Annotated in this window: 20 protein-coding genes; 4 read left to right on the forward strand and 16 right to left on the reverse strand. The window is 65.3% G+C overall.

Features of this window, described 5'->3' with window-relative positions:
• Positions 1–479: 479 nt before the first annotated feature.
• From ACFQXB_RS17800 to ACFQXB_RS17865, 14 genes are all read right to left on the reverse strand, one after another.
• The gene (locus ACFQXB_RS17800) at positions 480–950 is read right to left on the reverse strand and encodes a hypothetical protein (RefSeq protein WP_377406541.1); all 471 of its coding nucleotides are present in this window, start codon (positions 948–950) and stop codon (positions 480–482) included.
• 206 nt (positions 951–1,156) lie between these two features.
• Positions 1,157–1,612: a DUF6362 family protein gene (locus ACFQXB_RS17805; protein WP_377406543.1), complete on the reverse strand. Its 456-nt coding sequence runs from the start codon at positions 1,610–1,612 to the stop codon at positions 1,157–1,159.
• Positions 1,605–1,808 carry a hypothetical protein gene (locus tag ACFQXB_RS17810; RefSeq protein ID WP_081969308.1) on the reverse strand — a complete coding sequence of 68 codons (204 nt, stop codon included), beginning with the start codon at positions 1,806–1,808 and terminating at the stop codon, positions 1,605–1,607. Before ACFQXB_RS17810 ends, ACFQXB_RS17805 begins: the two co-directional genes overlap by 8 nt.
• A complete protein-coding gene (locus ACFQXB_RS17815) occupies positions 1,805–2,323 on the reverse strand; it encodes a hypothetical protein (protein WP_377406545.1) in 519 nt (172 codons plus the stop codon). The genes ACFQXB_RS17810 and ACFQXB_RS17815 overlap by 4 nt, the downstream gene beginning before the upstream one ends.
• A gap of 358 nt (positions 2,324–2,681) precedes the next feature.
• Positions 2,682–4,976 carry an AAA family ATPase gene (locus ACFQXB_RS17820; RefSeq protein WP_377406547.1) on the reverse strand — a complete coding sequence of 765 codons (2,295 nt, stop codon included), beginning with the start codon at positions 4,974–4,976 and terminating at the stop codon, positions 2,682–2,684.
• Positions 4,973–5,713, reverse strand: coding sequence for a hypothetical protein (locus tag ACFQXB_RS17825; protein WP_449301251.1), 741 nt, complete (start codon positions 5,711–5,713; stop codon positions 4,973–4,975). Before ACFQXB_RS17825 ends, ACFQXB_RS17820 begins: the two co-directional genes overlap by 4 nt.
• Positions 5,714–5,739: 26 nt before the next feature.
• Complete coding sequence (locus ACFQXB_RS17830; protein ID WP_123194482.1) at positions 5,740–5,940, reverse strand: DUF6511 domain-containing protein; 201 nt, start codon at positions 5,938–5,940, stop codon at positions 5,740–5,742.
• A 224-nt stretch (positions 5,941–6,164) separates the two neighbouring features.
• Positions 6,165–7,853 (reverse strand): DEAD/DEAH box helicase, encoded by a 1,689-nt coding sequence (locus tag ACFQXB_RS17835; protein ID WP_377406551.1) that lies wholly within the window; start codon positions 7,851–7,853, stop codon positions 6,165–6,167.
• A gap of 15 nt (positions 7,854–7,868) precedes the next feature.
• A complete protein-coding gene (locus ACFQXB_RS17840) occupies positions 7,869–8,492 on the reverse strand; it encodes a hypothetical protein (protein WP_377406553.1) in 624 nt (207 codons plus the stop codon).
• A 19-nt stretch (positions 8,493–8,511) separates the two neighbouring features.
• On the reverse strand, positions 8,512–9,393 hold the full coding sequence (locus ACFQXB_RS17845; protein WP_449301252.1) for an ATP-binding protein: 882 nt from the start codon (positions 9,391–9,393) through the stop codon (positions 8,512–8,514).
• Positions 9,359–9,877, reverse strand: coding sequence for an HNH endonuclease (locus ACFQXB_RS17850; RefSeq protein WP_377406555.1), 519 nt, complete (start codon positions 9,875–9,877; stop codon positions 9,359–9,361). Before ACFQXB_RS17850 ends, ACFQXB_RS17845 begins: the two co-directional genes overlap by 35 nt.
• Positions 9,874–10,362 (reverse strand): hypothetical protein, encoded by a 489-nt coding sequence (locus tag ACFQXB_RS17855; protein ID WP_377406557.1) that lies wholly within the window; start codon positions 10,360–10,362, stop codon positions 9,874–9,876. Before ACFQXB_RS17855 ends, ACFQXB_RS17850 begins: the two co-directional genes overlap by 4 nt.
• A 44-nt stretch (positions 10,363–10,406) precedes the next feature.
• The gene (locus tag ACFQXB_RS17860) at positions 10,407–10,796 is read right to left on the reverse strand and encodes a hypothetical protein (protein ID WP_377406559.1); all 390 of its coding nucleotides are present in this window, start codon (positions 10,794–10,796) and stop codon (positions 10,407–10,409) included.
• Between the two features lie 22 nt (positions 10,797–10,818).
• Positions 10,819–11,412 (reverse strand): sigma factor, encoded by a 594-nt coding sequence (locus tag ACFQXB_RS17865; RefSeq protein ID WP_377406561.1) that lies wholly within the window; start codon positions 11,410–11,412, stop codon positions 10,819–10,821.
• 324 nt (positions 11,413–11,736) lie between these two features.
• Between ACFQXB_RS17865 and ACFQXB_RS17870 the strand changes: the two genes are divergently transcribed.
• A complete protein-coding gene (locus ACFQXB_RS17870; protein ID WP_377406563.1) occupies positions 11,737–12,426 on the forward strand; it encodes an HNH endonuclease in 690 nt (229 codons plus the stop codon).
• Between the two features lie 79 nt (positions 12,427–12,505).
• Here ACFQXB_RS17870 and ACFQXB_RS17875 read toward each other — a convergent pair whose 3' ends face one another.
• Complete coding sequence (locus tag ACFQXB_RS17875) at positions 12,506–13,456, reverse strand: hypothetical protein (RefSeq protein WP_377406565.1); 951 nt, start codon at positions 13,454–13,456, stop codon at positions 12,506–12,508.
• A complete protein-coding gene (locus ACFQXB_RS17880) occupies positions 13,416–14,657 on the reverse strand; it encodes a hypothetical protein (RefSeq protein WP_377406566.1) in 1,242 nt (413 codons plus the stop codon). Before ACFQXB_RS17880 ends, ACFQXB_RS17875 begins: the two co-directional genes overlap by 41 nt.
• Before the next feature lie 337 nt (positions 14,658–14,994).
• Between ACFQXB_RS17880 and ACFQXB_RS17885 the strand changes: the two genes are divergently transcribed.
• The 3 genes from ACFQXB_RS17885 to ACFQXB_RS17895 are packed head-to-tail and all read left to right on the forward strand — an operon-like array spanning position 14,995 to position 17,152.
• Positions 14,995–15,447 (forward strand): DUF2924 domain-containing protein, encoded by a 453-nt coding sequence (locus ACFQXB_RS17885; RefSeq protein WP_377406568.1) that lies wholly within the window; start codon positions 14,995–14,997, stop codon positions 15,445–15,447.
• Positions 15,444–16,769 (forward strand): recombinase family protein, encoded by a 1,326-nt coding sequence (locus ACFQXB_RS17890; RefSeq protein ID WP_377406569.1) that lies wholly within the window; start codon positions 15,444–15,446, stop codon positions 16,767–16,769. The genes ACFQXB_RS17885 and ACFQXB_RS17890 overlap by 4 nt, the downstream gene beginning before the upstream one ends.
• The gene (locus tag ACFQXB_RS17895) at positions 16,766–17,152 is read left to right on the forward strand and encodes a hypothetical protein (protein WP_377406571.1); all 387 of its coding nucleotides are present in this window, start codon (positions 16,766–16,768) and stop codon (positions 17,150–17,152) included. Before ACFQXB_RS17890 ends, ACFQXB_RS17895 begins: the two co-directional genes overlap by 4 nt.
• Positions 17,153–17,200 lie beyond the last annotated feature (48 nt).

The following is a 17,200-nucleotide window of genomic DNA, read 5'->3' on the forward strand; positions in this document are numbered from 1 at the left end:
GCCATCGCACTCCTCCATCATGGAAAATGCGACCAAGGTGCCCGCCGGGTGCCGCCAGAGGAAGCCCAAACCCAATGGGGGAAAAACCCCGCTTACAATTCACGAGGGTTTCGGGGCGTCGCTGCTGGACGCTGGACTCCGGTGGCTTCCCAAAAATCCGGCCCTGTCGCTGGCGAAATGCCGAGCTTCGCCCGCCAGCATACGAATATCACCAGGAAGGAACCAAGAATTCGATGGCTTAGCCCATTGGACCCCGGATGAACCCTTCGCTGGACCCCGGAAGCCAGCGGCGCGGCGTCTACCTGCGCGCTCCTCTCCCGAGTATATCGCAATTGATAACGATCAGATGGCGATCCGTCTCGCCGTTCGGTGTCTCACAGGAAATTGTCTCAAGGATAACTATTCCGTTGACATCGCGACTTCTGCAAAACAGCCGCTGAAGACGGCACAGCTGCAACGTTGATGTCATGAAAGAACGATCAAGCTGTAGATGCTGCCCGCATCCTACGCCAAAGTTCCGCCTGACGATCCAGCGCAGATCGCTGCGCCACGCCCCATCCGAGATCGTCAAGCAACTGATCGACCAAATCTTCTGGTTCAGATGCAGGGATCCGTTTTTGATTGACCCAATCATTCATCGGATCAGGGGCTATCGCCTGCACAGCACGTTCCAATGCAAGCCGATCACTTTTCTGGATCAGTTCCGGGATTGGTAGCACCCGCACTGCACAAAAGCGTCGAGCAAGTATGGCTCGGAGTTGTTTTGCCGTCTTACCATCGTTCTCATTGGTGTAGTCGTGATTGCGAACATGCCAGAGCCGCCCTGCGTTATATCTGCAAACCCATTTGTGGCTGTTTGGATCGCCCACGCAATGATTGCTCCAAATGCGGTGCTGAAGATCACCTGATTCACCGATGTATCGCGGAACTCCTTCATGATCGTATAGCAAGTATAGACCCGGCTCCCGCGGCAAGTTGGGAGCGGGCTGCTGAAGCGGTGCATTGCAAAGCTGATCTAAGACGTCTTTTGGTATCATTTCTGCGGATGGCCAAATTAACTTCTATGATCCAGATTCAAAGCTAAACAATGAGTCTCGTGCTTAGCCATTCAACCGCATCTTGACTGATCTAGCGGAGGGCCATGAAAGGCGCAACGCTAACGGCGTCGGGCGTCACGCAGGTCGCTTCCTTTTCGCGCTCGGCTTACCACGAATTCGATCGACCGCTTCTGCGGCACCCGTCTCCCGTTTAGCTGCCACACGATCACCGCGACGCCATACTGCCAGCGTCGGTTCGCCGTTGCCCGGCTGATCCCGAGTTCCCAGCAGATCGGCTTCCAAGGCGTACCATTCGCTCGAAGCCAGACAAGCCTTGCGTCGTCCTTCTCGAGCCAGCGCAACCAGAGCATGGCCTCCTCGGCCTGCGTGATCTGACGCGGGCTGGGCCTCGGGCGCCGCATCTGCGGTTCCTGACCGACCTTGTCGGCGAAGCTGTGGAAGTATTCGGGCCAAGCGTTGAAGAAGCCCTGCGGCATCACACCCGGCATCTGCCGCATCACGCCCGCCGCAAGCTCCAGCCGATCCTGCACCTGCGCTGTGGTCCACTCACCCATGACGCGCCTCCCGTTCCCGCTTGCCGTAGAGCCGCTCGCCGAGCTGGCGCACCAGCTCCCGCTCGGGCCAGGTCAGGCGGTCGTCGTCGATGGCGACGGCCAGCAGCCCCTGTTCCTTCCAGCCGTCGCGTTTGACCTCGTCGGGATTGCGGCGGTGACCGCCGTAGCCCTTGGGCGTGAACCGCATGCCGCTCATTGCACACCTCCCCGGGTCTCCAGCGCCCAGAGCAGGATCGCGATGGCGTCGGCCTCGTTTTCGTCGGCGGGCGAGAAGCCGCGCGCCCGGGCGGCCGCCATCATGGCGTCCTTGTTCGCGTTCCCCTTACCGGTGGCGTAGCGTTTGATGGTGCCGACCGGTACGCCCTGATAGGCGACGCCCGCAGTCTCGGCCCACGACGTCAGCGTGGCCAGCAGCCCGCCATAGACATGCGCTGCGTCGGTGCCGACGTGCCTGCGAACCTCCTCGAAGTGGATGGCGGTGATGGTGCCGGCGTCGTTTGCCAGCTGCTCGAGCCAGCCCCGGAACCGCAGGTAGCGCATGCCGCCGCCGTCATAGCGGCTGGGCCGGAAGGACACGGTGCCACTGGTGATCAAACCGTCCGCCGCCTGCAGGGCCCAGCCGGTCGTGGTGCCGAGATCGAGGGCGAGGACGACCGGCACGCCGGGGAACGGGGCGCTCGTGGGTGTCGGGTTCAGAGATACATGGGCCATGATCGGCTCCTTTCCGGGTTGCTGCTCGATAGGGTGACGGGCGGGACATGCAGCCTTTGAGATTGCCCAGGGGTAGGTGGTGACCCTCCCGCGCGTGGCGGGAGGTCACCTACCCCTTTAGGGGGGCGATTTCCGAATTCTGAAATCTGCTCCAAGGCATTGATCCAAAACAGAACTTCCAGAATCCGGAGCAGAATTCGGAAGGGCCCTTCCGGATTCTGGACAGCACCGCACAAGCCGCTGGAATGAAATCGGAAAAGCCAGAATCCAGATTTCGCGCGGGAAGCAGAATCTGCGGATTCTGGCCAGAATCCGGGGCTGCGGAGCCAGAATTCGCGGCGGGGAACGGCGTGAATTCTCATGCCTCGTCCTCCTCCTGATAGACCCAGACGGAGGGGTTCTCGACGGGCAGGACGGCCCCGGTCTGCGGGCATTTGTAGTGGCTGGGCAGCGCCGGGATCAGCTCCGGCGTGACCTCGCCCGTGTCGGGATCGACGGTCTCGCCGCCCGTGCCGAACAGCATTCCCTCGACGCAGAGATAGCCGTACTTGCTCCGCTCCGCGGCCAGGCCGATGCGCGTGGCGGCGGCGCCGCGGATGAACTTGACCTTGCCCTTGGTCGCGAGAACGCTGAGCCGGTCGTGAACGATGGTCCGCCCGCCGAGCCCCCCGGTATTCTCGAAGGCTTCGGAGAACTGCGCCAATGTGTAGAGCTTGCCGCGTCGCGCCTCCTCGTAGAGCAGGCCGAGAATGACGTCGTGCTTGCGCATGCGCTCGGCGTCATGCTTGGCGCCCACCTCGGCGCGCACGAGGCGCTCGTTCATCGGGTTGATCTCGACCCATTGGCCGCGCACCTTTTCGATCAGCTTCGAGGGCAGCGCGGGGCCGTTGCGCAGCTCGATCTCCAGCTTGCGCTCTGACGCGTCCTCGTCGGGGCGGTGCAGGATGAGGCCGGAGGTGTAGAAGCCCCGCAGCGCGCTGGCGCCCGAAAGCGCGAGGAACGGATCTTCCTTCACCTGGTGCTTGCTGAGCTTCTTGGTGTGGTGGATCAGGACGATCCCGCAATCGGGGTTCACGTGGTCGCGCAGCACTTCGACCCGGTCCTTGAGGAAGAACATCATCGCGGCGTTGTCGTTCTCGCCACCGCCGTCAGGTCCGCCGTCGAACAGGTTGCGGATCGGGTCGATGCACAGGATGTCGACGGGCTCGGCCGGGAACGCCTGCTGGATCGCCTGCGCGACCAGCGCGCTGCCACCCGCATCGAGCAGCAGTTTCAGCTTCGGCGTGACGACAAGGTTTTCGCGGGCGGCGGCCATCACCTCGGGCGGCAGGCCGATCTGCTGCATCCGTTCGCGCAGATAATGGTACTGGATCTCTGCCTGCAGATAGAACACGCGCAGCGGCCGTGGCGGCGTGAAGCCAAGGAACGGCACACCGGCAGCCATGTGCACCAGCCAGCTGATGACGAGATCGCTCTTGCCAACCTTGGGCGCGCCGCCGAGCACCAGCATGCCGCCCGGGGTCAGGACGCGCGGGCCGATGATGTCGTCGGGCATCGGCGTGCCATCGTCCAGCAGCGCGCCCAAGGTGAAGGTGGCGATCTCTCTTGCCGCAGGAGCGCCGTCGTTCCGAATGAGCGGCGGGCCGTTCCTCGCGATGTGCAGCGACCAGAGCCGCTCGTATTCGACCCAGAGACGGTCTTCCGGCCAGTTCGGCCGGATCATCGCCGCGTTGTATTCGCCGATCGCGCGCCAGGCTTCCTCCCGGCTCATCCGCCCCTCATGCGCCATGCGGACATAGTGGCCGATGGCCATGCTGACGCCTTCGAACCGCGTCCAGGCATCTTGGCCGCCCTCGCGAACCGGCGTGATCAGGGCTGCGTCCACGCCGGGTTTCTCGCGCGGCTCGGCCGTCGCCATGCCGACGCCGGGCATGGGCGGCATCTCGCCCGCGCGCTCGAGCATGTCTGCCAGATCGAACTCGAGATCGCTGGCTTCACGGATCAGGACGAGCCGTTCCTGTCCGCCCTTGTGATAGACCGTGCCGGGCACGCGGATCGGCTGATGCGCCGAGCGGAAATGCATGTCGCCGCCGACCTTGAGCGCGATATCGCCCCGCAACTGGCAAAGCCGCGCGAGATCGGCGCCTTCGGCGGGCTCGGTCAGCTTCCACCAGACATGGAGCTTGGTCGCGCCATCGGCTGTGCGCCCGCCGCTCTCGACGATCAGCGTCGGTCGCCCGATATGGTGGACGAGGTGATCGAGCTTGGCGGGGATGTCGCCCGCGTCCAGATCGACGACGACGCTCTGCATCTGCAGGACATCGGCGGCACGCGCCTGTCCGGTTTCCGCCACCGTGCCTGGAATGACATAGACCGCCGCGCCCTCGCGCGCGCCCCAGGCGGCGAAGGTGGCGAGCTTGTCGGGCGCCGCGCCGGTCGCGTCGATCCAGATGTTGTGGGGCCGGCCGTCCTTGCCCTGACCCTTGTCCACGAAGCTACGGACAGGGATCAGTCCCTCGGAATAGCCGAAGACCACGTCGACGAAGCGCGCGATCTGCGCGGGATCCGGTTCCACGGCGAAGGGATCGGGCAGCGGTGCCGCGTCGTTGAAATCGCGCCATGGATTGAAGTGGATGATCTTGTCGTCGCTCATGCCGCCAACCCCCAGCACCGCTCGGCATGAGCGCAGAACCGGCATTCGAAGAAGTCGCGGTTGGCGGCGATGCGGGGCAGCAGCTCGCCGACGTCGGTGGCTTGGAGTATCCGCACCGCGCGGTCGGACATGCGCTGCGCCAGATCGGCATCGAAGGCGACCTGCTCGTGATGCAGTTCGGCCGTGTCCTTGTTGATCGCGGTGAACAGCGCGGGGGTTGAGGAAATGCCCGGCACCGAGGGCTCCATGTAGGCCTGGTAGATCGCGATCTGGGCGGCGTAGACGGGCTTTGAGACGGCGACCCCGTCCTTGACGCAGGCCCGCCAGTTCTTCGCGTTCATCGTCTTGCATTCCCAGAGCGCCGGGGTGCGGAGACCGAGCGCGGCCGGGGCTGCGGCCACGATCCCGTCGACATGGCCACGGATGCGACCGCCCGCGACGGAGAAGCCGAACTGCTCTCCATCAGGCCGGTTTCCCTTGCGGGTGTAGAGGTCGAGCCCCGCCGCCCGCAGCCAGCGGATCGCGAGATCCTCAAGCTGATGACCGATCTCGAAGATCCTCAACGTCTGGCCACCGAAATCCGCGCCCTCATCCTTGGGCGCGCCTGCGAACTCGAACTGCAGCGCGCGTTCGCAGGCATGCCCCAGACGGGATGCGCCGAGATAGGTCCGGGGCGGCGTGGCCTCCCGCTCGGCGATCAGCGCGGCGTCGACCAGCGCGTTGATCCGCTCGGCCATGGAGGGGCGCGGGTTGAAATCCAGCATTAGAATGGGATCTCCGCCTCGGCGGCGATCTCTGCCATCTCGGCGCGGAACGCCTCGACGGTCAGGACGATCAGCCGGTGCATGTCGTTCTGGGTCAGCTGGCCCAGCGGGCGGTCCCAGCCGATGCGCTCCATTTCGGGCGCAAGCGCGCGCATCACGGCGGGCAGCGCCTGAGTTTCCTCTTCGGTGAAATCGACCATGCTCAATCCTTTCCGGGCTTTGAGGGTGAAGGCCGCCTGGCAGCCCATGGAGCAGAACCAGCGGCGGGTGCGGGTTGGGCGCGTTCGGTGCGGATCGAACCAGCCGAAGCCGCGTGCGCGGGATGTGCAGACGGCGCAGAGCACCTGCCGCGGATGCCAGAGGCGGTCACGGCCCGGTCGATCCGCAGCCGCTGCGGACGGGGGTGCGATTTGCGCGACATGGCTCACGCGGCCCTCCCGATGTCCGGGCTGGCGCGGCCCACAAGTTGGCGAATCTCGCGCTTGTTGAAGCCGAAGGTCATCAGAGCGGAGGCGCGGTACCGCGTCAGGCCGAAGTCATGGCGGCATTCGGGTGGCAGGTACTGCAGCTGCTTTTCGGTGGCGGCCTGTGTCAGCCATCTCTTCGACTTGAATGCGCTCTCATCGGTCTCGTGGGTGTTCAGCCAGTCATCCGCCTGCGCCAGGCAGACCGGGCGTTCGCCCACCCCCAGCAAACGCGGCGTCTGGCCATTGCCGCCGCCAACAGCGTGCCAGCGACCATCGAGGAAAAAGATGCCACCCCAGGCACTGAACCCGTTGGCCATCAGCGCCGCATCGTCGCCGAAGAGATCGACCCACGCGAAGCTGGACCGCTTCAGCAGGTCGATCTCGGTCATCATGAAGCCCGAGAGCGGCGCGGCGGCCCCGCCTTCGCCCGCATCCAGATCCTCGCGGGGGAACGCCTCACCGCAGAGCGGGCATTCCGTGGCGGCCAGCGGAATGTCGGCGCCGCAGCCGGGGCAGGATTTCGTCGGGGCTTCACCAGCCTCGGTCTTGCCGTCGAGATCGACGTCCTGCTCCAGCGTGCCGTGGATCAGGCTCGAGGTGCCGAAATCCAGCACGACGCAGTCGGTCTTCACGATGCCAGGATGTTCCTCGCGATCGACGGTGCGCAGGCCGCGCCCGACCATCTGGATCATGGTGGATTTGTAGGAGCTGGGGCGCAGCAGCACGACGCAGGAAGTGGGCGGATGGTCCCAGCCCTCGGTCAGCACCGCCACGTTGACGACGACACGGATATCGCCCGCCGCGTAGTCGGCGAGGATCGCCTTGCGCGTTTCTGCCGCCAGATCGCCGTGGATCAGCGCGGCGGAAACGCCCGCCGCCCTGAAGGCGTCGGTGACATGCTCGGCATGGGCGACGGTGGAGCAGAACACCACGGTCTGCCGATCACCCGCCTTCTCCTTCCAGTGGCGGATCACCTCGTCGGTGACGGGGGCGCGGTCCATGATGCCCGCCACCTCCGCCATGTCGAAATCCGACATGGTCTTGCGGACCGAGCGCAACTCGTCCTGCACGCCCACGTCGATGACGAAGGTGCGCGGCGGCACGAGATGGCCCGAGGAAATCAGTTCGCCTAGCCGGACCTGATCGGCGACATTGTCGAAGACCTCGCGTAGGCCCTTCCTGTCGCCACGGTTCGGCGTCGCCGTGACCCCGAAGATCCGGGCGTCGGGATTGGCCTCGCGGACGCGGTCGATGATGCGGCGGTAGCTGTCGGCGACGGCATGGTGCGCCTCGTCGACAACCAGCAGGTCGAGACGCGGCATGTCGGTGAGGTTCGAGGCGCGCGCCAGCGTCGGCACCATGGCGAAGGCGACCTGGCCACCCCAGGATTTCTCGGTGGCGTCGATGACCGAGGTGGCGATGCCCGGCACCACGCGCTGGAACTTGGCGCGGTTCTGCGCCGTCAACTCGTCGCGATGGGCGAGGACGCAGGCCTTCGCGCCGTCGCCGATCATCTCGCCGGTCACCGCCGAGAGCATGATGGTCTTGCCAGCACCGGTGGGCGCTACGCCCAGCGTGTTGCCGCGGGAAGCGAGCGCAGCCACGCTGCGCTCGACGAAGGTTTTCTGGCGGGGGCGCAGGCGCACGGCCGGTCTCCCCCTTTACTGCGCCCAGCTCGGCCGACCGGGGGCACCGGGGTGGGCTGCTGGCTGGTTCGACGAAGGCGCTGTGGGGTTGGACTGCTGCGGAGCATGCCCGGGGCCGCCATTTCCGCCGAACTGCAGCGCCGCCGTTCCCATGACCTGCGCGTAGTCGCGATGGTCCGGGGTGACCGCGCTGCGGATCTCGTTCTTGTCGTCTCCGCTGGCGTCGGTGCCGATGTCGATGCGGGCGATGAACTCGATACCGTCGAGATCGGCAAAGCCGCTGATGCGCCGCGCCGCCTGCGCCTCGGCCGACATGTCCTTGTCGGAAATCCCGCGGGCCGAATTCAGCATGCCGCGCACCAGGCTGCGGCCCATGTTCGCCCAGTCCGGTCCCTTGGGGCTGTAGAGCCCGATCAGCGTGAAGATCTTGCGCCGGGCGTACTGGCCCTCGGTCACCGTGAACTCGCCGTTGAGGTACACCGCACCGGTCGAGCCACGGGTGGCATAGCCGCCGGTCCAGCCTTGCGAGGCGTCGTCGAAACCGCCCGGTCGGATGGTCAGGCGCACCTTGGCCAGCGTGCCCTTCGGGATCAGATTGGTGTTGCTCTGCGCGTCGTTGAAATCGTTCCAGGAACCCATGGGGAACCTCCTTTTCTGATCAGGATTGCGGTTGGGATTGGGCGTCAGCCGCCGGATCGGCGGGTGGCGGGGTGTAGGTCAGGCGCTTGGGCGCTGGCGCGACGGGGGCGCGGATCTTCGTCATCAGGCGGCCGAGATGAGGCTCCTCGACCTGATCCAGCCGACCGGAGCGGTCCTTGGCCGGAAAGCCCCAGGGGTTGATCGTCTGGCAGACGAAGGCGCGATACGGACCACCATCGGCCTTCAGCTCCGCCATGGTGATCACCTCGTCGACGATCCCCGGCAGCTCCAACCCGGTCTTCGAGCCGTCGATCTGCGGCTGGAACACCTTGCGATTGAAGTCGTCGAGCTTCTCGTCGAGGATCCCGACGAACCAGACGTTCTTCGTTCGCGTGTGCTGGAGATGGGTGAGCCAGGCGATCATCTCGCGGCCGTGCAGCCCGTAGGCCCCGCGCACATCCGGCTTGCCGGTCTTCTCCGACAGCGCCTCGGGCTGTCCCTTGCACCAGCCGAAGCACAGCCGCCCCGCTACGGTGATCGAGTCCACGAAGATCGTGTCGTAGCGGTCGAGCGCGGCCGGATCGCCGAAGCGGTCGCAGACCGCCCTGTAGTGCGCCGGACTGTAGGGCTGCTCGTCGCGCAGCGCCGGGTTGGGCCCGCCGATGAACACCGCGAAATCCCGGCATTCCGTCCAGGTCCGCGGCCGGATGCAGTCGCCCGCCCAGCCCTCGATGGCGAGATCGCCCGCCTCGAGATCCATGAACAGCGTGCGTTCGGGATCGAGCGTCCAGAGGAGCGACGTTTTGCCAATTCCGCTGACCCCGAAGATACAGCCCTTGATACCTCGGGGCTCTGCAAGTCGTTGATCAGCCGATATGATTGGAAGTCCGGACATCCACATACCTCCATGTTTTTCTGTTGAGAGCCGAGCAAATCGTCGGACGGCTGACGCCGAGTTCATGCGCAATGCGGTAGGTGGAGGCGCCGTTCTCCCGGTGTCGGAAGGCGCGTCTGACCAAGTGTTCGTTCAGCTTGGCACTCGGATTGCCGGTGCCCAACAAGACTGGCGGCGTGGATCCCCGCTGCTTGCCGATCATGTCCGCCAGGTTGTCCTGCTGGGTGCCAACGAAGAGATGATCGGGATTGACGCAGGCCGGGTTGTCACAGCGGTGGCAGATCACCTGTTCAGGGTTCAGCTGCACTGCGTTGAAAATTTCGAACGACAGCCTGTGTGCCTTGATGTTCCCTTCGCCGCGCCGGCCCCGGCCGATCACGCCATAGCCGTGCTCATTTCTGGCGCCCGTCCATTCCCAGCAGCCACAATCACAGAAATGGACATGACGGATGAAACGCAGGCCGATTGGTGTCTTGCCTGCGTCATTCATTGATCGCCCCCTTGCGGGACGATCTCGATCTTCAGCGTGCCGGGCCGGACGGTGCGCGCGGGCTCGAAACCGGCGCGGATGGCATCGGGCCAGGCGGCGTATTTGCGCTCGGGCACCTTGAACGCGATGTCGACATACTGCGCAGGATCGTCCCCGGCGGCGCGGATGCGCTCGACCATGGCGGCGAGGCGATCCTGATCCCAGTCGACCCGTTTCGGTAGATCGGCGACCACGGTGAAATCGCCATCAATGAGTCGGATCGTGCCGGTATCCTTGCCCGCAGCCTGCCGTTCCTCGGCGGCGCGGGTGGCGTAGCGGACCGTCAGCGCGCCATCGAGGCGGGCCTTCGCGGCCTTGTCGCGCTTGATGCGTTCATCGACGTCGCGCTGCAGGATGGCCAGCAACTCGACGGGCAGCTGGGCGATATCCTGCAGGCCGAGGCTTGGCAGATCATCGACGGTGGGGGTGTTCGCGGGGAACGGCATGTAAGGGTCTCCATGATCGGCAAAAAGGGATTGGAAGGCGGTCATCACGCGGCAGCCCGCCCACTCGGACCGGTGGCGTGGTTGGGCTGCCCCTGCTCGGCGAGCAGAAGCGCAGACAGCGAAACTTCTGCGGTCTTCGGTTTAGGGCGGGCGACGGCGATGTAGGCGAACTGGTCGGGGCCCATGCGCTCCTGCACCAGGTGCACGAGGCCCCGTTCGGCGGCCCAGAGAGCGCGCGACCCGAGCCGGGCCAGTTCCGCACGCTGCTGATCCGGCAGCCGGGTGAACATCGGGAAGATGTCGAGAACCAGAAAGCCGCGATGGTATTCGAGCCGGTCGCCCGGCACGGCCTGCGCCACCCAGGCGCAGAACTCGATCTCGGTGAGCGGTCGGCGGGCGCGGACCGTGATGAAGGGGGTGGTGCCCATGAACATGATCTCCTCCTTTCGCCTCTACTCAGGCCGCCGCGAGATCGTCCCAGGCGGGACCGAGACCGTGGGCGGTGAGCACGTGGCGGAGATCGGCGAGACGGCGGTAGAGTGCGGACCGGCTGCCGAAACCCTCGGCCGCCAGCGCGGTGACCGGGCGATGCGCCAGCGCCGCGCAGAACCGGCGATCCTCGGCCGGCAGGCGCGCGAGCGCAGCCTGCAGGGCGTTGTGAAGCTCGATGACAGCGGCGGCGCAGCAGGTCTGGCCGTGCCAAGCAGCAAGCCCGTCGTCCTCGGTCAGCGTGTCGCCGACCGGGTCTCGTGTTCCGGCCAGCGGAACCTCGAGCGAGAGCAGCGACCCACCCTGCGCACGGCGCCGGCGGTGATGGCGCATCGCGATCCGCGAGGACTGGTTGCGCAGCACGATGTTGGCAAATGCGCCGATGCTGCCGCGCGAGGGATCGTAGGCGGGCAAGCGGCGCAGCAGATCGACCAGGAGATCCTGGCCCAGATCCTCGCGCTCGCAAAGCGGCAGGCTTAGCTTGCGCCGAAGCCGTTGCGCCGCCGCATCGGATTCGCGGATGATGGTTTCAATGTCGTCGGGTGAGAGTTCGATCTGCATCGCTGTGCGCCTTGGTCATCGTTTCTGATGAACCCAAGGTGCCGAATACGGTCGGTGTGCAGGTGGGAACGGGGTGGGAATAAGGTGGGGGGTTGGTGGGTCGCGCTACTTCCGGTAGCCGGGTGAGAATAGAAGGGCCGACGCGGACCGCTTTGCGGTGACCAAGAGCCAGAACGCGCATGGACAACGCGCTCATTACATTTTGCGTCGATGGTGGATCACCGCGGTGAATACTGTTCTTCGACCGCGTGAAGCTGATTGCGCGACTTGAGAGTGCAGGGATAAGTTCCATGAACATCTATAGCGACGGAGGCGTGCTCGACGATGGCCGACCTAATTTTTGACCGGAAGCACGCCATGGAAGCGATTCGCTTGGCAAAAACCAACGGGCAGGAATGGCTATATGAAAGCTATCCCAAGCCAAACGGGCAGAAGCGCCGGTCGAGCACGGGTTTTCTGATGCACGAAGGCGCGGCCTATCCGGTGAAACCGCTAGGGCGTCTAGCAAACGAGATTGCCGGCAACCCTATGACCGACAATCCCATCACGAATGTTTTCAGGAAATACTTCGAGAAATTGGGGTTTCAGTTGATCGACAGCCCGGAGGACGAGGCGGAAAGCGCGACTGAGCGCCAACGCCGCCTCGCCGAAGTTTGGGAGCGCCCGGGCCAAGCCCGGTTTCGCCGCGCCGTCTTTGAGATGTTCGGCGCGCGCTGTCTCGTGACCGGATGCGAGACACTGATGGCCTTGGAAGCCGCACACGTTCTGCCTGTGTTCAGCGGCGGCGGTGATGAAGGATGGAACGGTATCCCTCTTCGCGCCGACTTACACAGGCTCTTCGACGCTGGCGCCATCATGATCGAGCCTACCTCGTGGAAACTCTTGGTGGCTGATGCCGTGCGTGAGGAATACGGCCAGTATCACGGTCTGGACCTCAAGCCGGTCATCGCCGAGATCGACGGAGCAGCAGACCTGGCGGCGGCATTGCGGAAACGAATGGCCATGATTGGCTAAATGCGAGCGGGACCGATCCGGCTCCAGCTGACGAAAGCGGACGCAAGGAAGGAAGCGCGAGACACTGCTGGTTACCTCTTCAGCCGTCGACCAAGATCTCGGATGCGTTGACGCCCAGCCTGTAACCCCGGTTGCGCACGGTCGCGATCAAGGCCTTGCTCTCTGCATCGGTGAACCCGGCAGCCTTGAACGCGTCGCGCAACTCGCGGATCAAATCCTTGGCCTCGCGCGCTGTCGTGCCTTCGACATGGGATCCGGAGGCGACCTGATCGCGCGACAGCGCCTTCTCGAGCAGGCGTTCGAACACGGGGAAAATCTGACGCGAAAGAATGACGGAGCGACCGTTCCATTGAACCTCGGCCGTCGCCTTCCGAACACGAAGCGCGGGCGCCAGCGGGACCGGCGCCAGAGCCGCGATGTCGATCGCGGCGCCGAGGCCGTTTGTGGCAGGCGTCAGCACCTTGAGGATTTCGATGAGATGAAAGCCCGCATCCTGGTGTCGCCGGGCAATCTCCGCTGGCAACTGCGGCGCGAGGATCGTGACGTCCGAGCCCTGCGCCGCCTGGCGCAACGATGCGATGATGCCGTCGCCGGTCAAGGCTGCAGGCTCCAGCGCAAGAAACGCCGCCCGACCGGATGGCGTATCGCCCAGCCGCCAGACATTCTCCGCGGCGCGTTTCGGGGCTGCAGCGAACCCTGCCGCGGCGCCAATCACGGATGCCAGCGCCTCACCACCAATGCGGAACACGCGCAAATCGTCCTCAGTGAGATCGATGTCCTGTCGGCGGTCGAGCGGGCACTCGGCCCGAAATGCATCGCCGGCTTTCCGGATCGGCCGACCGGGGAGTCCGCACTCGCAGGCATCGCAGACGTCCCAATCGGCAAGCGGCGCTTGTTCGACGAGGACACGTTTCGCCAGCAGCCGGTCGAAGACCGGACCGAAGAACGGCGCGGCAGCCTCGCCGGGCAGGATTGCGTCGCCGCCAGCCTCACCCAGCCGCGTCAACAAGCTCAAAATCGTCTCGGTCATTCATCAGCCCGTTCCGTTCGATCAGCTTCATCACCCGCGCCTCGTGCTGGGTGCGGCGGAACTGCACGACGCCCGGGGGCCGCAGCTTGACCGTGACCTGCGGCTGGCGCTTGCCGTCGCCCTTGAACAGGATCCGGAACACGAGCTCGCCCAGCCGCCAGGCACCGCCGAACGAGACCGGTGTGCTGCCGAAATGCTGGAGCGCGTCACCGCCGAGATCCCGCGACCTCAGCGTGCGCACCACGCGGGGATACCCCTTCTTGCCGGGCGCCATCAGGTCGGCCGCCGCCTCGATGATCAGCACCTTGTCGATCAGCGGGTCGTAGGCGGCATCGAAGACGAAGCCCGGTCCGGCCAGTTCGACCGGGCGCAGGGTATAGAGGTCCTGCGCATCATCGCCGTCGAAGAAACCGGGCCTGTCCAGAATGATCGAGGCGAAGAGTTCCGCGATCTCGGGCTGATGCGCCCTCCGGATGCGGGCCAGCCGCAGCATGCCGGTGTTCTCGGAGTAGCGCAGCACGGCGTGGGAAATCTGGCGCACGCTGATGACCCGTTCGACCTGGCCCTCGACGACCGGCATGGTCGAGACCAAGGAGCCGTGGCTGACCACGAGGTTGATCTCGTCATCGTCGTCGTAGTCGCCTACCCGGCAGTAATCCCCGAGAAATGCGTCACGGAAGAGCGCGGCGACGGCCGCCCGAAACGCCTCGACCTTCTCCTCTGTCAGATCGATCGCAACGCCCCGTTCCCGTCCCGCGTATTCATGCAGACGATCAGCGGTGAGCATCGCCATGTGGTCAGCGGCCGCGTCGAACAGGTCCGGATGCTCCAGAAACACCCGGACGGCGATGTGCTTGGGATCATGCGCCTTGTTCGGCGTATCCTCGTCGCCGGTCTTCATGTCGGGGAACAGATCGATGCCCTGACGGACGGCCTGCGCCTGGATGATCTCGAGGCCGCGGGCATCGCCCAGTTCCGCGATGCGGTGCAGATCGCCGCGCAGCCCTTCGGGATAGCTTTCCTCGGCACCAGTCAGCAGCTTCTCCAGCGCCTCGCGGGCGGCATCCTCCTCCTGGTCCAGCAGATCGACGGAGAAGCCCTTGTATTTGCCCTCGTGCCGCGCCAGCAGCGGCTTCATCAGGGCGAGGTCGATGGTCTTGATGAAGCGGGGGTTCACGAACTTTTTCAAATTGCCGGCCACGACGAATCCCCTTTCCTGCAAAACCAGTGTTCTTGATACGTTCCTTCGCGTGATTCATCAACCTGCGCGGGATCGGCTGGGACGGTTTCCGATAGTGACGAGTAGAGGCCGGAGGAGACGACCGCTCCGAGGCCCGCATGAAACGCCCTAACCCGCTCCCCCCCGACCAGATGACGCCCGCCGAGCGCCGCGCCGAGTTGTGCGGCCTGCTGGCGCTCGGGCTGGTTCGGTTGAAGCTGCGCGAGCGTGGCGAAGCTTCTGACGACACTGGAGAAATTCGCCTACACTCTCCGGCTGACCGATGCCGTCATGCAACTCCAACTCACCGGAGAACCGCATGACGACCCACGATCCCATCCCCGCGCGCCTGGCCGCGCTGAAGTCCGCGACGACGCCCGAGCTGAAGGCGCAGTGGCGCGACCTGTTCGACAGCGAGCCGCCGCCGTTCAACCGCCGCTACCTCGAGAGCCGGCTGGCCTACCGCATCCAGGAACTGGCCTACGGTGGGCTGAAGCCCGAGACGATCCGGCGGCTGGAGCGGCTGGGCGAAGAGCTCGACGGCGGCGACCGGAAGAAAAGCCGGATGCGCGCCGACACAATGCCCATCGCCGGCACGCGGCTGATCCGCGAATGGCAGGGCGTCGAGTACATCGTCACCGTCACCGCCGACGGCTTCGAATGGCAGGGACGGCCCTACAAGTCGCTGTCTGCCATCGCGCGCGCCATCACCGGCACGCGCTGGAACGGCTGGGTGTTCTTCGGCCTGAAGAACCGGAGGGCGCGGACATGACAAAGGCCCCTGCGAAATCAGGAATGATCCGGAAGCAGCGCTGCGCGATCTACACGCGCAAGTCCTCCGAAGAAGGACTCGAGCAGGAATTCAACAGCCTCCACGCCCAGCGCGAGGCCTGCGAGGCGTTCATCGCCAGTCAGCGCTCCGAGGGCTGGGTGCTGGTGCGTGATCAGTATGACGATGGCGGCATCTCGGGCGGAACGCTGGAACGCCCCGGCCTGAAGCGGCTGCTGGCCGACATCGAGGATGGGCTGGTCGACGTTGTGGTCGTCTACAAGATTGATCGCCTGTCGCGCTCGCTCGCCGATTTCGCCAAGCTGGTCGAGGTGTTCGACCGCAACGGCGTGACCTTCGTCTCGGTGACGCAGAGCTTCAACACGACCACGTCCATGGGGCGGCTGACGCTGAACATCCTCCTGTCCTTCGCCCAGTTCGAACGCGAGGTCACGGCCGAGCGCATCCGCGACAAGGTCGCCGCGAGCCGCAAGAAGGGGATGTGGATGGGTGGCGTGCCGCCCTACGGCTATCGGGTCGAAAACAGGAAGCTCGTCGTCGACGAGGAACACGCCGAGCATGTGCGCTGGATGTTCGCCCGCTTCCTCGAGATCGGCTCGGGCACGGAACTGGCCCGCGAGGTGGCGAAGCGCGGCATCCGCACGCCCCGCGGCAACCTGATCGACAAGAAGTACCTCTACCGGATGCTGAACAACCGCGCCTATATCGGCGAAGCGGTGCACAAGAGCGAGAGCTACCCCGGCGAGCACGACGCCATCATCGATCGCGAGACGTGGGAGCGCGTCCATGCGATCTTGCAGGAGAGTCCCCGGAAGCGCGCCGCCCGCACCCGCGCCGAGACGCCCGCGCTGCTGAAGGGCCTGTTGTTCGGACCCGACGGCGCGGCGTTCTCGCCGACCCATACGCGTAAGGGCGGCCGGCTGTACCGCTACTACGTCAGCCAGACGGTGCTGAAGCACGGCGCCGGATCATGCCCGGTCGGCCGCGTGCCCGCGGGCGAGATCGAGGCCGCGGTCATCGACCAGCTTCGCGCCGTGTTCCGCCAGCCGGAGATCGTCGCAGGAACTTGGAAGGCGGCGCGCGCCCATGCCGACGACATCACCGAGGCCGACGCCCGTGCGGCCCTGCAACAACTCGACCCGCTATGGGACGAACTTTTCCCCGCCGAACATGCCCGCATCGTCGCGCTGCTGGTCGAGCGTGTGGACATCGGCACGAACGGGTTCAACGTGCGCCTCCGCGTCGACGGCCTCGGCGGCCTCGCACGCGAGATGCTGGCCGGCGGTATCGGAGAAGCTGCGTGACTCGCGCGACGCCGACTCCCGAGACCGTGACGCTCCATGTACCGTTCCGGGTCGTGAAGCGCGGCGGGCGGAAGGAGATGCAGATCCCCGAGGGCGCGACGCAACCGCGGCGGGCAGACAGCACCCTCGTCAAGGCGCTGGCCCGCGCGTTCCGGTGGAAACGGATGCTCGAGTCGGGCGAGTTCGTCACAATCGCCGAACTGGCGGGGCGCGAGGGGATCGCGCCCTCCTACATGACCCGCGTCCTGCGCCTGACACTGCTCGCCCCCGACATCGTCGACGCGATCTTGGACGGGAAGCAAGGGCCGGAGGTGACGCTCGCACAGGTGCTGGAGCCGTTCCCGCTCACATGGCAGCATCAGACACTGCATTTTTCTCTGTAGAGTAAAAACTGCAGATCGAAGGATTGACTCGAGAGCTGAGCTCGCCTA

It is taken from the genome of Halodurantibacterium daqingense, assembly GCF_042666235.1.
In the GTDB taxonomy this organism is placed as follows: Bacteria; Pseudomonadota; Alphaproteobacteria; order Rhodobacterales; family Rhodobacteraceae; genus Halodurantibacterium; species Halodurantibacterium daqingensis.

Bases quoted from the DNA above. Each gene is read 5' to 3' on its own strand.
- ACFQXB_RS17865 (WP_377406561.1), bottom strand. From the start codon at position 11,412: ATGCAGATCGAACTCTCACCCGACGACATTGAAACCATCATCCGCGAA.
- ACFQXB_RS17820 (WP_377406547.1), bottom strand. From the start codon at position 4,976: ATGAGCGACGACAAGATCATCCACTTCAATCCATGGCGCGATTTCAAC.
- ACFQXB_RS17870 (WP_377406563.1), top strand. From the start codon at position 11,737: ATGGCCGACCTAATTTTTGACCGGAAGCACGCCATGGAAGCGATTCGC.
- ACFQXB_RS17845 (WP_449301252.1), bottom strand. From the start codon at position 9,393: ATGTGGATGTCCGGACTTCCAATCATATCGGCTGATCAACGACTTGCA.
- ACFQXB_RS17885 (WP_377406568.1), top strand. From the start codon at position 14,995: ATGACGACCCACGATCCCATCCCCGCGCGCCTGGCCGCGCTGAAGTCC.
- ACFQXB_RS17815 (WP_377406545.1), bottom strand. From the start codon at position 2,323: ATGGCCCATGTATCTCTGAACCCGACACCCACGAGCGCCCCGTTCCCC.
- ACFQXB_RS17860 (WP_377406559.1), bottom strand. From the start codon at position 10,796: ATGTTCATGGGCACCACCCCCTTCATCACGGTCCGCGCCCGCCGACCG.
- ACFQXB_RS17830 (WP_123194482.1), bottom strand. From the start codon at position 5,940: ATGGTCGATTTCACCGAAGAGGAAACTCAGGCGCTGCCCGCCGTGATG.
- ACFQXB_RS17840 (WP_377406553.1), bottom strand. From the start codon at position 8,492: ATGGGTTCCTGGAACGATTTCAACGACGCGCAGAGCAACACCAATCTG.
- ACFQXB_RS17890 (WP_377406569.1), top strand. From the start codon at position 15,444: ATGACAAAGGCCCCTGCGAAATCAGGAATGATCCGGAAGCAGCGCTGC.
- ACFQXB_RS17855 (WP_377406557.1), bottom strand. From the start codon at position 10,362: ATGCCGTTCCCCGCGAACACCCCCACCGTCGATGATCTGCCAAGCCTC.
- ACFQXB_RS17850 (WP_377406555.1), bottom strand. From the start codon at position 9,877: ATGAATGACGCAGGCAAGACACCAATCGGCCTGCGTTTCATCCGTCAT.
- ACFQXB_RS17825 (WP_449301251.1), bottom strand. From the start codon at position 5,713: ATGGCCGAGCGGATCAACGCGCTGGTCGACGCCGCGCTGATCGCCGAG.
- ACFQXB_RS17875 (WP_377406565.1), bottom strand. From the start codon at position 13,456: ATGACCGAGACGATTTTGAGCTTGTTGACGCGGCTGGGTGAGGCTGGC.
- ACFQXB_RS17810 (WP_081969308.1), bottom strand. From the start codon at position 1,808: ATGAGCGGCATGCGGTTCACGCCCAAGGGCTACGGCGGTCACCGCCGC.
- ACFQXB_RS17805 (WP_377406543.1), bottom strand. From the start codon at position 1,612: ATGGGTGAGTGGACCACAGCGCAGGTGCAGGATCGGCTGGAGCTTGCG.